The sequence below is a fragment of the Flagellimonas sp. B-3 genome, assembly GCF_056857835.1.
In genome coordinates, this window is the sequence record NZ_JBSXNW010000024.1 from 716,632 (window position 1) to 731,232 (window position 14,601).

Below are 14,601 nucleotides of genomic sequence, written 5' to 3' on the forward strand. Positions count from 1 at the left end.
ATCAAAGCACACTCCGCATTCCGCGCCATATTTTTATCAAGAAAAATGTTGCGACCAATACCAAACCAGTGAGCCCCATGGCCAACGGATAATTGCCATAGATCCAGTTTCCTGTGGCAAAAAGGCAACCGTACACCAAAATACAGCCCACGATCATGGCCAATACACCTGATGGAACTGTCCATTTTTCATTACCGTCGTCTAAAGAAACCCCTTCGGCTTTAGCTTCTTCATGAATCTTTTTCCAGCCAGGACCTCCCGGTTTTGTGATTTTGTAGAATCGGTACAATACCTTGTTTTCTTCAGGTTTGGTTAAAAAGGTCGTTGCCAACCAAAGTATAGTGGTTATAAGCACGACCAGTGGAAATTTGCTCCAGCCTGGAAATGGTGCCGCTTCTGACAAAAAGAGCACGTCTTCGTACTTCCAGAACAAAATAGAGATAATACCCGAGGAGAACATGGCAACGATCTCGCTCCAGGCATTGATGCGCCACCAGAACCATCGCAATAAAAAGATAAGCCCGGTTCCGGCTCCGAACATGATGATAATGTCAAACAATTGGGTGGCATTGTTAAGTTCCAAAGCAAACAAGCTACTCAAGACCATCAAAATAACAGTGGAAATCCTTCCCACGTTGACCAATTCTTTTTCTGAAGCGTTTTTGTTGACTTGTTGTTTGTAAAAATCATTCACAATATATGAGGAACCCCAGTTAAGGTGGGTTGATATGGTTGACATGTAGGCCGCTCCCAAAGAAGCCATTACCAGGCCCAATAGGCCAGTGGGCAACATGGTTAGCATGGCGGAATAGGCCAAATCATTTTTGAGGATGTTTTCGGGCACATTGGGAAATGCTTGACGAATACTCTCCAAATCCGGAAATACCACAATGGAGGCCAATGCCACTAAAATCCATGGCCAAGGTCTTAGTGCATAATGCAGAATATTAAAGAAAAAAGTGGCCCCGATGGCATGATTTTCATTTTTGGCTGCCAGCATTCGTTGGGCTATGTAACCGCCCCCACCTGGTTCACCACCAGGATACCACGCACTCCACCACTGCACCGCCAAGGGTATGATCAACAGACCAATTAAGGCTTCGGTATCTGAAAAATCGGGTAGGATGGACATTTTTTCCTGCACCTGTGCATTGGCCAAAATATTGTCCAAACCACCAACTTCGGGCATGTTTACCAAATAGACCGCAGCTCCAATAGCACCGCCCATGGCAACAAAAAATAACAGGAAATCGGTATAAACTACCCCCCTAAAGCCACCTACGGCGCTAAATATTACAGTAATGGTACCACCTAGAAGCACAGTTTCAACAGGTTCCAGACCCAGCATTACCTGTCCGATTTTGATGGCGGCCAAAGTTACGGCCGACATGGCCATCACATTAAATACCACACCCAAGTACAATGATCTAAATCCGCGGAGAAAATGTGCGGGTTTTCCACCATATCTTAGATCATAAAATTCCATATCGGTGGAGACGTTGGATTTTCTCCAAAGCTTGGCATATACAAAAACGGTAAGCAAACCAGTGAGCAAAAAGGCCCACCAGCCCCAGTTTCCGGAAACCCCGTCGGTACGGACAAAATCCGTGACCAAATTGGGGGTGTCGGTAGAGAATGTGGTGGCCACCATGGAGAACCCCAAAAGCCACCAAGGCATGCTACGGCCAGATAAAAAGTATTCTGCTGTGTTTTTTCCTGATTTTTTGGAGACATAGATTCCGATGAAAAGGACTATGGCGAAGAATCCAAAAATGATGATGTAATCTAAAAGTTCTAGTTTCATTTGTTTAGTTTGGCTGGAGCTAAAGATAGGTTTTTTGAGTTACTTTTGTAAACCAGAAAAAAGTCTTCATGTTTCTTTCCACATTCTCAGATATTTCCGTTGCTGCATGGACAATGGCCGCTACTGCTGTTTTCTTAATGGGAGTTTCCAAAGCAGGGCTCAAGGGAATGTCCATTTTTAATGTAACGCTCATGGCATTGGCATTTGGTTCCAAGGCATCCACGGGGCTTTTTATTCCCTTGTTGATCGTGGGCGATACGTTTGCCGTGATTTATTACAATCGACACACGCAGTGGAAGTACATTATAAAATTTCTTCCATGGATGATTTTGGGAATTCTACTGGGTGTTTTGATTGGAAAAGACCTACCCGAACAGGAATTTAAATGGGCCATGGTGGTGGTGATATTTATTAGTTTGGGCATGTTGGTTTTTTGGGACCGAAGAAAGTCCAAAACAGTACCCACCCATTGGTTGTTTTCTGGCTCCATGGGGGTATTCGCAGGTGTTTGCACCATGATTGGAAATTTGGCCGGGGCTTTTACCAATATTTTCTTTTTGGCGATGCGCTTGCCCAAAAATGAATTTGTAGGCACGGCTGCTTGGTTGTTTTTTATCACCAATCTGTTTAAGATGCCTTTTCATGTTTTTGTTTGGAAGACCATTACGGTGGAAAGTCTTTTGATCAATCTACGATTGCTCCCAGCTATTTTTGTTGGTTTGGTTTTGGGTGTTTTTTTAGTGAAGAAAATCAACGAAAAAAACTACAAACGCTTTATTTTGATTGTGACGGCGATTGGTGCGGTGGCGATTTTGTTTAGATAGACCAGAATACAATTCAATAAAAAACCGCATCAACTTGATGCGGCTTTCTTTTATACATTAATAGATTTTGAGCTATTCCGAAGCACCTTCGTAAATCGCGTTAAAGATCAATTTGTAAGTTCCGCGCGGTTGCGCCCTAAACTGTGGACGGAACGCAAACAAAATGGCCGATCCTTTTCCGTATTTAGCTTTTACCATCGCAGGCTTTTTGGCAATATATTTATCTTCTCCCATGGCCCAACCGCTCATTAATAGATCTTTGGCGGCATAGGTAGCGATTACTTCGACATCGGGTGCGGGTGCGTCTTTTATATCTTCTACACCACCTTCACCTTTTTTGCTTTGTTTGTTAATGGTGAAGGCCCTACTTCTGTTAAATGAAACGGCAACCGTGTCTTTCATGCCAAAAGCCAATGGGTGCGAAGTATCCACACCAGCTTTGATCAAAGATCCCGGAATAAAAAAATCTTTGCTGTCGGCACCCGCTACGGCATCGCGCAATGGCAATCCGAATTGTTCGATCACAAAATTGCTGGCAGCATCAAAAGCGATCAAGGTTCCGCCTTCTTCCACATAGTCACTAAGGGCCACTGATCCTTTAAGGCCGATTCCGCCCGTGAATTTTTCGGGCATGCTCAAATTACTGTGTCCGTGCAAAATGGAACTTGGCCTTTGCGACGGGATAATGATGGCATCATACTGGGAAAGATCTTTGGTTTTAATATCGGTATCGTGCAGGGTGTCCATATCAAACTCATATTCGTCCATTACAAAACGCGTCCATCCTTCATCCATATTGGCCACCCAAGACTTGTACAAGCCTACTTTGGGCAAATGGATTTTTTTCAATTGTACCTCTGGTTTGGCGGACAAACCTGTAAATTCAAGACCGTACTCATCGGCCAAGGATTCCATCATCTCTTTTTCTCCAGAAACAATATAGGATCCTGCGGGAAAAGTTTGCTTGCCAGCTTTGAACTCGGTCATGCTTTTGTATGCGGTTCCCCCGGCTTTCAGCACTTTGTTTGTGGCCACTACCGAGGCGTTGGTGTTAACGCTAAGGGCATATCCAAATGCACCATTTCTGTTTACTTCACCTTCGTAATAGTTTACAAGGTCTGTGATTTTTTCGGTCGGGGCCTTGAACGATTCGGAAATTTTATCCACATCGATGCCCATTTGCATGGGCAAGGTCCATCCGGCCAAATCGTAAGGGGTATCTGGAGGGCCTCCTGGGTATTGGAAACGCGTTGGATAGTTTTGTTTTTCCATGAGGTCCATCAAGTAAGGTCTAAAGGCTTGTGCAGTGTAGATTACATAAGATCCCTCTTCGTATTCTTTACCGTTAACCGTAAAATCTCTGGTCGCTTTTTCAATTTCGATGCCACCTCGGAGCAATACGTTGACCAAGTTTACGGCCTCAAAAGAATCCCATTGTTCTTTACTAATGATGTAGGCAAACAAACCTTCGGTTGTACCTTTTTCAACAGCAGATTTACCCATTTTATAAATATTGTGCAGGTAGTTGCTCTTTCGGTCGGCAGCTAGGTCCAATGTGGCCCAAGTTGCCGTTAACATATAATCTACGGCATCCCTAAAATGGGATTCGCCCCCTTTCCATGGGTCTGGGTACATAATGTCCGTGCCATCGGTCGGTGTTCCCCCAGCGACGGTTTTGGGTAATTTTTCGGGATCATAATACCTTGGGGTCGGGGAGGTATGTCCTGTTTCGGTTAAAATACCGATCATGTTGTGGTAATAGGGCACGGTACGTCCTCCACCGTTCCAGAACATGGTATAAAAGTTATCGGCAATGGCTCCTGGCATATTTTCAAGGGAAAAACGCTTGGTCATGGCGGAACCTACCTCGCTAACACCTGCTGTAATGGCTGGGTGAATTCTTGGGTTCACCGGGTCGGCGTATGGAGGAAGTGAAATCTTTGTCCAAGAAGGAGAAGATTGGTGATGGTTGTACACAATTTGTGGATACCACTCGTTGTACAGTATTTTGGTAACATTGTAGGTTTCCGGCATTATGTTCATAAACCAGTCCCTGTTGTTGTCGTGGCCCATATAGTAATGGTACAAAATCGGGGGACGTGAAGTCTCATAAGCAGTGCCTTGGTTTTTTCGGTACCAATCCACAACAATGTCCAGACCATCAGGGTTCATTACCGGCATTAAAAGGGTAATCACATTTTCCCTGATTTTTTGCATTTCTGCTGTTTCAGATGTCGCTAGGGTATAAGCCAGTTCGGAGGTCATTTGTCCGTGAGCCAGCTCCGTGGAGTGCATTCCACCATCTACCCAAACAATGGCTTTTCCTTCTTGCGAAAGCTTTACGGCCTCTTCGTCGTCAACTTGAACACGGGCAAGTTTGGTGCTGATGTCTTTCCACTTATCAAGCTGAGCTAAGTTTTCTTCTGTGGAGATGAACAATAGGTACATTTTACGACCTAGAACGGTTTCTCCAATTTCGATTTTTTTTACCCTATTGGAAGCGGCGTCCAATTGGGACAGATAATCTTCAATTTGTGAATAATCGGCCAGTTTGTAATCGGCTCCTACCCTAAATCCATATACATCTTCGGGGGAGGGGACTGTTTGTGCTACGGAAAAAGCAGCACAAGACAAAGCCATTGCCACGGAGAGCAGCAATGTTTTGAGGTTTGTAGTTTTAGAAATCATTTTTTTGAGTTAGTTATAATTTGACTGAAATTTAAGCATTTGTAGCGAGGATATTAAATTCAGTCGATTAGAATTGTTGTGGATGAGGTTTTTTGATGGATTTGCAATAAGATGGACAGATTATTATTGTCCCAAATCAGGCGGTTTTCTTTTGGCCTTCTTCTCTGCAGTTTTCTTTTTGGACCGCAACCGTTTTTCTATGGACGATTTGGTGCGTTTGGTGGGCTTTCGCTTTTTGGGTATGGTGAGCGCTTTTCTCAAAAGCTCAAAAAAACGTTTCACCACTAAGTCTTTGTTTCTGTGCTGACTTCGGGCTTCATCACATTGAAGAACCAAAGCACCGTCATTAGTGAGTCGAGATTGGAGCTTTAGTTGAATCCGTTGTTTTTCTCTGTCGGAAAGTCCTTCGGAAGCAGGAATATTGAAAGTAAGTTCCACTTTGGAGGAAACCTTGTTTACATGTTGCCCTCCGGCCCCGCTGCTGCGCATGGCCTTAAACTGTAACTCCCTATTTATTTGTTTTTTGTCCAACCTGAAGTCTCATGTTGATGGTGTCCAAAGATACATTAAGAAACATAGGAACGCCATTCGCTTGTTTTTTCTGTGTATTGAAAAAAATAACGGTTCCGTCTTCTGTTTTACCTTCGTTAAGGTAGTGGCTTCCTTTAAAAAACGAGTTTGTAACCTCAACTTTTAGCCCAGAGGCATCGGAAAATTTGAACTCGTGGGGATACACCAGTACCGACCTATCGATTTGTGCGTAGGACTTTAAAAGTTTCATGGGAACTTTATTTACTTGTCCAAACAATGAGGCCGTGTAGTAATTGGGCGGGTTTTTATATAAATCTTGGGTGTTCTGGTTGGCAATAATGTTGCCTTTTTCCAAAATTAGGGTGCGTTCTGCAAAGGGCAGCACATCATTTGGGTCGTGACTTGCGGTTAGTACAGTTATCCCCTGTTTTTTGAGGTACAAAAAGAGATTTCTTCGGAGGGAATTGCGCTTAAAGTTATCAATATGGCCAAAAGGCTCGTCCAAAAGGAGAATCTCGGGTTCCTGCGCTAAAACCCGAGCTAGGGCCACCCGTTGTTGCTGTCCACCGCTAAGGTATTTTACCTTGGTCTTTGCATAGGGCTTCATTTCAATCAACTCCAAAAGTTCGTTGATGCGTTCTTCATGTGTTTCGCGTTCGAACACGGAAAGGAACTGACCAATGTTCTCCTCAACGGAAATGAAAGGCATCAAATCAAAATCCTGAGCCAGATATTTCATGTACGGTTCACCGGGAACCAGATTAAAGTTGGGACCTAATGCTTCGATATCACCCCAAAAAACCGAACCTTCTTCTATGTGAAGGAGACCATAGATAATTTTTAGCAAGGTGCTTTTGCCCGAACCACTTTCGCCCATTAAGGCCACATGTTCCCCTGGGGCCACTTCAAAAGAAATGTCCTTTAAAATATTTTGGTCTTGATAACCGAAAGAATCTACTTGGACTTTTAGCATAAATATAAAGGGCGTGTATATCTAAAATATGTCAGGTTGAGCGCAGTCAAAACCTAAATTGGTTTACACGTGTTTTGTTCTCGACTGCGCTTGAACTGACATTATAGTGTTTGAGCAATTGTTTATGGATTTGATCAATCTTTAAACTCCTTGAGCACGGCTTGGTTGGGCAATTCATCGTATCCCATATTATAAAAAGTAAACCCAAAGATATCAGCATATTGCTCAATGGTTTTGCTCACCGGTGTTCCGGCTCCATGTCCTGCATTGGTCTCGATTCGGATAAGGGTAGGTTGCTCACCAGCTTGTTTTTCCTGTAATTCTGCAGCAAATTTAAAGCTATGCGCAGGAACCACACGGTCGTCGTGGTCTCCTGTGGTAACCAAGGTTGCTGGATATTCCGTGCCTTCCTTTACATTGTGCACAGGGGAGTATCCTTTAATATATTTAAACATTTCTTCGTTATCCTCGGAAGTCCCATAATCGTAGGCCCATCCTGCTCCTGCGGTAAAGGTATGGTAGCGCAGCATATCCAATACACCCACGGCTGGCAATGCCACTTGCATTAGGTCGGGACGCTGGGTCATGGTTGCACCTACCAACAAACCTCCGTTGGAACCGCCACGGATGGCCAAATATTCTTTGGAAGTGTACTTGTTGTCAATCAAATATTCAGCAGCGGCGATAAAGTCATCAAAAACGTTCTGCTTTTGAAGTTTGGTGCCTGCAATGTGCCATTTTTTACCGTATTCTCCACCTCCCCTAAGGTTGGGAACGGCATATACACCGCCTTGCTCCATCCAAACGGCATTTACAATGCTAAAGGACGGTGTTAAACTAACATTGAAACCGCCATAACCATAAAGGATGGTGGGGTTTTTACCGTTAAGCTCGGTTCCTTTTTTATAGGTGATGATCATGGGCACTTTGGTGCCATCTTTTGAGGTATAAAAAACCTGTTTTGATTCGTAATCATCTGGATTAAAATCAATTTGAGGTTTCCAGTATTGCTCGTATTCGCCAGTTTCCACATCATACTTATACAAAGAACCTGGGGTGTTGTAATTGGTAAAGGAAAAATAAAATTCTTTGTCTTCTTTTTTGCCACCAAAACCTCCTGCGCTTCCCACGCCGGGAAGTTCCACTTCGCGGACCAAATTTCCTTCATAATCATACTGAAGCACTTTGGAAATGGCATCCACCATATATTCGGTAAAGAGATAACCTCCACCCGTTCCAGCGGTCAATACGTTTTCGGTTTCTGGAATTAGGTCTTCCCAATTATCGGGGGTTGGGTTTGCAGCATCGACCACCACCACTTTTTTGTTGGGAGCCTCTCGGTTGGTTACCAAATAAAGTTTGGACCCTTCGTTGTCGATAACGTAAGTGTCGGAATCCGTATCATCCAAAATGGTGATGAGTTCAGGATTGGTTTTGGAAAGATCTATCATAAATAATTTGTTCCCAGAAGTGGAAACGGATGCAGAGATGAACAGATATTTTTGATCTTCGGAAACAGAACCACCTACGTAACGGTGTTTTTCTTCCGGAGTACCGCCAAAAATGATTTTATCTTCGGATTGAGGTGTGCCCAGTTTGTGGTAATACAATTTATGCTGGTCCGTTTTTGCGGAAAGTTCGCTTCCCTCTGGTTTGTCGTAGCTGGAGTAGAAAAAACCATCGTTTCCTTTCCAAGAAATTCCACTGAACTTGATGTCGACCAAGGTGTCCTCCACAATTTCCTTGGATTCGGCATCGATAACGATGCCCTTGCGCCAATCGCTTCCGCCCTCGGAAATAAGATAAGCGGCTTTGGAACCGTCCTTGGTGAAACTAAGGCCCATTAAAGATGTGGTGCCATCTTCGGAAAAGGTATTGGGATCCAAAAAGACCTCTTCTTCGCCATCATCCTTTTTTCGGTAAACGACATATTGATTTTGCAGGCCGTTGTTTTTGTAGTAATAGGTATAGTCACCCTCTTTAAACGGGGACCCCACTTTTTCGTAGTTCCAGAGTTTTTCCAATCGGTTTTTGAGGTCTTCACGGAACGGGATTTTGTCCAAATACCCAAAAGTGACCGTATTTTGCTCTTTTACCCAAGCTTCGGTTTCTTTGCTTCGATCATCTTCCAACCAACGGTAGGGGTCAGGGACTTCGGTTCCAAAATAATTATCAACGGTGTCAACTTTTTTGGTCGTAGGGTAGTTCACGGTAATGGGCTCTCTTTTTTTAGTGGTTTCCTGGCAGGCTGTGAATAAAATCAAGGCAGCCAACAGACTAATGTTTTTCATGTTTTATTGGATTGATTCGGATAAAAATACAATGAATATTATGTTTTGGGGAAAAGGAACTCTCTAGTTAACGTTTTTTAACCTTTGAAATTCAGCTAAATCAATTTCGGTCAAATCAAAAAAGGGTATTGGTCAATTGAAAAGGGTCATCCATCAATTCAAGGAAATTTTGGACTTGCTTTTTTTTAATATTGAGTTAACCAATAAAATCTTACGATATGAAAAAACTTACTTTATTATTAGCTATGATTTTTAGCATAAATTTATCAAGTGCTGAAAAAGGAGGATTATTTTACTGTGTGCAGTGACTATGCCCATAAGCTAGCCACCTATTATGAGTTAGCATATGGCACAGATTATTACGGAGTCTATTTTTCTGTATATGGCGATTGCATTGAGGCTGCTTATTAATTTTTTATGTATATCTTAAAAACGACAAGGATTCTTTTAATTGGGGCACTTCTTTTCCCTTTGGCAATAATTGCTCAAATAAATTCAGGAGTGGCCGAGTATAAGGTGATACTGCAACAAAATACGAATACCAAGTTAAAGGGACCATACAAGAGTGATATTGATAATATTGAAAAGCAAGCTCAAAAATTAAGGTTTGAGCTTGCTTTTAATCAAAAAGCCTCTGCCTTTTCTTTGGTTAAAAACCTTCCCATTGATAAAAATGATTTTAACGCAAAAATGGCCATCACAATTTTTGATGGGGACAAAATGTACTATACCAACCTAAAAGAGGCTTATATAATTGAACAAAAAACCTTTTTGGGGAAAAAGTTTCAGGTTAAAACAGACCTGGAAGATGTGGAATGGAAATTGGTTGATGATCAAAAACAAGTTTCAGATTACCTATGTTACAAAGCGATAGGAAAAAGATATGCAATGTCCAAAAACTATGAGACTTTTGAAACGGAAGTAGTTGCATGGTATTGCCCTGAAATACCGATTAGGACAGGGCCTTTTGAGGCCGTTGGACTCCCTGGTTTGGTGCTTCAGTTGGATTTAAAGGGAAGAAGTGTGGTATTGGAAGACTTAGACCTCGGTAAGGAAGTTCAAGTTGAAAATCCAATTAAAGGCAATGTTGTGAGCCAGAAAGAATATGATAGTATCTACAAAAAAAGGGTTAAAGCACAGATGCCACGTTAACTATTTACATTGTGCTTTATACCCTTTCTATTTTATTTAAAAACTAGGACAGAGCCTCCGAAGTATTCGAAACCAAATTGTTCTCCACCAAATACTCAGCAATCTGTACAGCATTGGTGGCCGCCCCTTTTCTTAGGTTGTCCGCCACAATCCACATGTTCAAGGTGTTGGGCTGGGTTTCGTCCCGACGGATTCTGCCCACAAAAACATCGTCCTTGCCATTGGCAAAAACAGGCATGGGGTAGGTATTGGTGTCCGGGTTGTCCTGAACCACAATTCCTGGAGTTTCACTTAGCAGTTTTCGAACTTCGGCCAAATCAAAATCGTTGTGGAATTCCACGTTCACGGATTCCGAGTGTCCACCAGCCGTTGGAATACGAACTGCGGTAGCAGTTACGGAAAAAGTACGGTCGTCCAATATTTTTTGTGGCTCACGGGCCAATTTCATTTCTTCTTTAGTGTAGCCATTCTCCAAAAACACATCGCAATGGGGCAATGCATTGCGGTTGATGGGGTAAGGATATGCCATTTCGCCTTCGATTCCAGCCGCTTCGTTCTCCATTTGCTCCACGGCCTTAACCCCCGTTCCCGAAACGGATTGATAGGTAGAAACTACCACACGTTTCATCTGATATTTTTTGTGGAGCGGGTCTAACGCCAATACCATTTGAATGGTGGAGCAGTTAGGATTTGCTATAATTTTGTCCTCTGCGGTAAGTTCACTTGCATTGATTTCCGGCACCACCAATTTTTTGGTCGGGTCCATTCGCCAAGCGGAGGAGTTATCGATTACTGTGGTTCCCACTTCGGCAAATTTTGGCGCCCATTCCAACGAGGTGTCTCCACCTGCGGAGAAAATGGCAATATCTGGTTGGGCGGCAACGGCATCTGCCAAACCGATTACGGTATGCTCCTCGTTTTTATAGGTGAGTTTTTTGCCCACGGAACGTTCCGAGGCAACCAACAACAATTCTGAAATAGGGAAGTTGCGTTCTTCCAAGACTTTCAACATAACTTCGCCTACCATTCCGGTGGCTCCAACTACTGCTACTTTCATCGTAAAATTATTTCTTGTCGCAAAGGTACTTTAGTCAGCGGTTTAAACAAGCTTTTTCTTTATGAATAATCAAAAAATAACAAAATGTTACAAATAAAACAACCATCAACATGATAGCGAAACACATTGATGGTTTTTAATGGTTATTGTGATGTAGCGGACTGCCGAACTCTATTCAGCATCAACGATTTTTATTTCTTCAACAAATCGCGGATTTCTGCCAACAGCTCCTCTTGGGTCGGACCCTTTGGAGCTTCTGGAGCAGGCTCTTCTTTTTTCTTCATTCTGTTTACGGCCTTCACTACAAGGAACATAACAAATGCGACGATGATGAAGTCGATGACATTGGTAAGGAATGCACCGTAGAGCACGGCTATTTCCCCAACGATTTCACCTGCATCATTCGGAGTTCCTTCCGTGATCACATATTTCAAATCGTTGAAATCCGATTTGAACAACAATCCGATCAGGGGGGAAACAATTCCCCCGGTAAATGAAGAAACCACTTCTTTGAAAGCGGCACCCATGACGAAACCTACGGCGATATCCACCAGGTTCCCCTTCATGGCAAATTCTTTAAACTCTTTTAAAAATCCCATTTTATAGTTGAGTATTGGTTAATCGTAAACAAATTAAGCAAAAAAGATAATATTAAGCCCCGATAAGAACTCTTTTTACCCGTTGGGATATGGCGGTGAGAATCTCGTAGGATATGGTGTTTGCCGACGAAGCAAAGCTTTCCGCAGAATTGTTTGGACCGAATACAATAACCTCATCCCCTTCTTGGCAGTCTATTTTTGTTACATCTACCATGATCATGTCCATACAAACATTTCCAATGATGGGTGCTTTTTCACCATTGATCACAACAAAACCTTTACCTTTTCCATATTGTCGCCCAATGCCATCTGCATGGCCTATGGGGAGTGTGGCACTTTTTATGGGTCGTTTGGATTTATAGGCCCGGTTGTACCCTACGGATTCGTGGGCATCAATTTGATGGATTTGTGAGATGGTGGTTTTGAGTGTGGCCACAGGTTTTAATTGTGCATCCACTTTGGCGTGATTGCCATAACCATACAGGCCGATCCCGCTGCGTACCATTTCAAACTGCGCTTCGGGATAATTGATGATGCCCGAAGTGTTAAGCATATGTCGAATTAAAGGGTAGCCCAAGGCTTCGATGAGTTTGCTGCTCAAATTTTTGAAGGAGTTGATTTGCTTCAAACTGAAATCCCTTTCATTGGAATCTTCCGAAGCGGCCAAATGTGAAAAAGTCGAAACTATTTTGATGTATCCGTTGCGTTGCGTTTCCTCAGCAATAAAATCAACATCATCCTCAGAAAAACCCAAACGGTTCAATCCCGTATTGAATTTAATGTGGATAGGATAATCGTTTTGTTGTTTTTCTTTGGCGGCTTCAAGAAATTGATTCAAAATATTCTTGGAATAAATGCTGGGCTCCAAGTGGTGTACAATTAAATCTTCAAAGTTTGAAGCAAGAGGATGCAACACCAAAATAGGTGTTTTAATTCCTGCTTTGCGCAATAATACACCTTCGCTTACATAGGCAACGGCCAAATAATCGGCACCCATTTGTTCCAGTTTTTGGGCAATGGCAATCATATCGCTTCCGTAGGCAAAAGCTTTAACCACCCCTAAAAATTTGGTTTCTGGTTTTATTTGGGAATGCAAATGGTTGTAGTTGTGTTCCAAGGCCGAAAGATCCAAAACCAAGGTAGTTTCTCCGACCTTACTCATTGGATTTCTTTTTTTTGGTGCCCACTTCTTCCGATTCCACATCCATTTCCTTTATTTTTTCGCGCAGCATGGCCTTGTAGAATGCGGCCCTGCTCAAGGGCTCGTATTCCTCGGTTTCGCCCAGCAGCACCAAATTGTCGTTAAGGGATTTTCTAAAACTGTAGTTTGCCAAATTTCCGGTTCTGGTACATACGGCATGTACCTTGGTCACATATTCTGCCGTTGCCATTAATGCGGGCATAGGGCCAAATGGGTTTCCTTTAAAATCCATGTCCAGACCAGCGACCACCACACGGATCCCACGGTTGGCCAAGTCATTGCATACGGTCACGATTTCATCGTCAAAAAACTGGGCCTCGTCAATGCCTATTACATCGCAATCGTCCGCCAATAGACGAATGTTGGCTGCGGCCGGAACGGGGGTGGACCTGATTTCGTTGGAATCGTGGGATACGACCATATCTTCATGGTAGCGGGTATCCACAATGGGCTTGAATATTTCCACTTTTTGTTTGGCGAATTGAGCCCGTTTCAATCGTCGGATCAATTCTTCGGTCTTTCCCGAAAACATGGAACCGCAGATAACCTCAATCCATCCAAACTGTTCTTTAGGGTTTACTGTGTTTTCGAGAAACATACCGTATTTTTGAAAGAAATTGTTTGTTTTCCCGTTATATTGGGACGACCACAAAGCTACTAAAAAATTGCCCCCCTGTTTTCAATAAGATTTTAACCTTTTGTTGATAGGGTTTTTGCAAAATCATTATATTTTTATAGAAAAGAAGAAAAGCTATGATACGGAAATTGAGGGAAGAGTTGATTAAGTTGTCCACTGAAATAATCACAGCCAGGGAGGATACCGATCTTGCGGCACTTTATAAAAAATCGAGAGAGATTTACGAAAAGTTGGCCGTGTTGAAGTTTATTGATGAAAAATTGAGCGATGTTGAGGTAGATGTTTCCCAAAACGTAATAGCCTCAAGATTTGAGAAAATGGCCAATGCGGTATTGAGCGGTAACACATCGGTGCCCGAGAGCAATCCACACAAGGAAGATATTATGACTCCGGGCATGGATACCATTAAGGACATGGTTTCCGAAATGCCGTCCAATGCAGATTTGGAACAGGTGTTTGCCGAGTTCGTGGCCAAGCCCGACCTTATGAAAAACGACAAAGATGAGGTGACACCCAATGAGAGTGCCAGTGCACCTTCTAAATCAATAAAGCCCAAATCCTTAAATGATCGACTTGGCAAAGATTTCCAGGTAGGGCTAAACGATAAACTAGCATTTGTAAAACATCTGTTCAATAACGACATGGAAGACTATACCCGTGTTCTCTCTCAACTCACAACAATAGATTCGGAGGAACGTTCCATCGCGTTTATCAACAATATGGTAAAACCCGAGTATAATAATTGGGAGGGCAAAGAAGAATACGAAGCCCGATTCTTGGCACTTATCGAGAGAAGATTCGCATAAATCCGATTTTCAATTTTATTTTAATAGGAAGAAGACCG

The 14,601-nt window shown here is 42.8% G+C and carries 12 protein-coding genes; 3 read left to right on the forward strand and 9 right to left on the reverse strand.

Annotated features, from left to right (window positions below):
* Nucleotide 1 precedes the first annotated feature (1 nt).
* A complete protein-coding gene (locus AC13CS_RS15750; RefSeq protein ID WP_293166097.1) occupies nucleotides 2-1,804 on the reverse strand; it encodes a sodium:solute symporter family protein in 1,803 nt (600 codons plus the stop codon).
* Between the two features lie 68 nt (nucleotides 1,805-1,872).
* On the opposite strand from AC13CS_RS15750, the gene AC13CS_RS15755 reads away from it, so the two are divergent.
* Nucleotides 1,873-2,628 (forward strand): sulfite exporter TauE/SafE family protein, encoded by a 756-nt coding sequence (locus tag AC13CS_RS15755; protein WP_293166095.1) that lies wholly within the window; start codon nucleotides 1,873-1,875, stop codon nucleotides 2,626-2,628.
* 72 nt (nucleotides 2,629-2,700) lie between these two features.
* On the opposite strand, the gene AC13CS_RS15760 is transcribed toward AC13CS_RS15755, so the two are convergent.
* The 4 genes from AC13CS_RS15760 to AC13CS_RS15775 all read right to left on the reverse strand — a co-directional run bounded on the left by AC13CS_RS15760 (nucleotide 2,701) and on the right by AC13CS_RS15775 (nucleotide 9,111).
* Nucleotides 2,701-5,316 carry a M14 family metallopeptidase gene (locus AC13CS_RS15760; protein WP_293166093.1) on the reverse strand — a complete coding sequence of 872 codons (2,616 nt, stop codon included), beginning with the start codon at nucleotides 5,314-5,316 and terminating at the stop codon, nucleotides 2,701-2,703.
* A gap of 123 nt (nucleotides 5,317-5,439) precedes the next feature.
* Complete coding sequence (gene arfB / locus AC13CS_RS15765; protein WP_293166091.1) at nucleotides 5,440-5,847, reverse strand: alternative ribosome rescue aminoacyl-tRNA hydrolase ArfB; 408 nt, start codon at nucleotides 5,845-5,847, stop codon at nucleotides 5,440-5,442.
* Entirely contained in the window at nucleotides 5,825-6,820 is a 996-nt protein-coding gene (locus AC13CS_RS15770) for an ABC transporter ATP-binding protein (protein ID WP_293166089.1), read from the reverse strand. The genes arfB and AC13CS_RS15770 overlap by 23 nt, the downstream gene beginning before the upstream one ends.
* Nucleotides 6,821-6,954: 134 nt before the next feature.
* Nucleotides 6,955-9,111 carry a prolyl oligopeptidase family serine peptidase gene (locus AC13CS_RS15775; protein ID WP_293166087.1) on the reverse strand — a complete coding sequence of 719 codons (2,157 nt, stop codon included), beginning with the start codon at nucleotides 9,109-9,111 and terminating at the stop codon, nucleotides 6,955-6,957.
* A 417-nt stretch (nucleotides 9,112-9,528) separates the two neighbouring features.
* On the opposite strand from AC13CS_RS15775, the gene AC13CS_RS15780 reads away from it, so the two are divergent.
* Nucleotides 9,529-10,263, forward strand: coding sequence for a GLPGLI family protein (locus tag AC13CS_RS15780; protein ID WP_293166085.1), 735 nt, complete (start codon nucleotides 9,529-9,531; stop codon nucleotides 10,261-10,263).
* A 43-nt stretch (nucleotides 10,264-10,306) separates the two neighbouring features.
* Here AC13CS_RS15780 and AC13CS_RS15785 read toward each other — a convergent pair whose 3' ends face one another.
* The 4 genes from AC13CS_RS15785 to AC13CS_RS15800 all read right to left on the reverse strand — a co-directional run bounded on the left by AC13CS_RS15785 (nucleotide 10,307) and on the right by AC13CS_RS15800 (nucleotide 13,718).
* Nucleotides 10,307-11,320 carry an aspartate-semialdehyde dehydrogenase gene (locus AC13CS_RS15785; protein ID WP_293166083.1) on the reverse strand — a complete coding sequence of 338 codons (1,014 nt, stop codon included), beginning with the start codon at nucleotides 11,318-11,320 and terminating at the stop codon, nucleotides 10,307-10,309.
* A gap of 191 nt (nucleotides 11,321-11,511) precedes the next feature.
* Nucleotides 11,512-11,919, reverse strand: a complete 408-nt coding sequence (gene mscL / locus AC13CS_RS15790) for a large-conductance mechanosensitive channel protein MscL (RefSeq protein ID WP_163624396.1) — start codon at nucleotides 11,917-11,919, stop codon at nucleotides 11,512-11,514.
* A gap of 52 nt (nucleotides 11,920-11,971) precedes the next feature.
* Nucleotides 11,972-13,081 (reverse strand): alanine racemase, encoded by a 1,110-nt coding sequence (gene alr / locus AC13CS_RS15795; protein WP_293166080.1) that lies wholly within the window; start codon nucleotides 13,079-13,081, stop codon nucleotides 11,972-11,974.
* Nucleotides 13,074-13,718 carry a thymidine kinase gene (locus tag AC13CS_RS15800; RefSeq protein ID WP_293166078.1) on the reverse strand — a complete coding sequence of 215 codons (645 nt, stop codon included), beginning with the start codon at nucleotides 13,716-13,718 and terminating at the stop codon, nucleotides 13,074-13,076. The genes alr and AC13CS_RS15800 overlap by 8 nt, the downstream gene beginning before the upstream one ends.
* Nucleotides 13,719-13,873: 155 nt before the next feature.
* On the opposite strand from AC13CS_RS15800, the gene AC13CS_RS15805 reads away from it, so the two are divergent.
* Nucleotides 13,874-14,563, forward strand: coding sequence for a hypothetical protein (locus AC13CS_RS15805; RefSeq protein ID WP_293166076.1), 690 nt, complete (start codon nucleotides 13,874-13,876; stop codon nucleotides 14,561-14,563).
* Nucleotides 14,564-14,601: the final 38 nt, after the last annotated feature.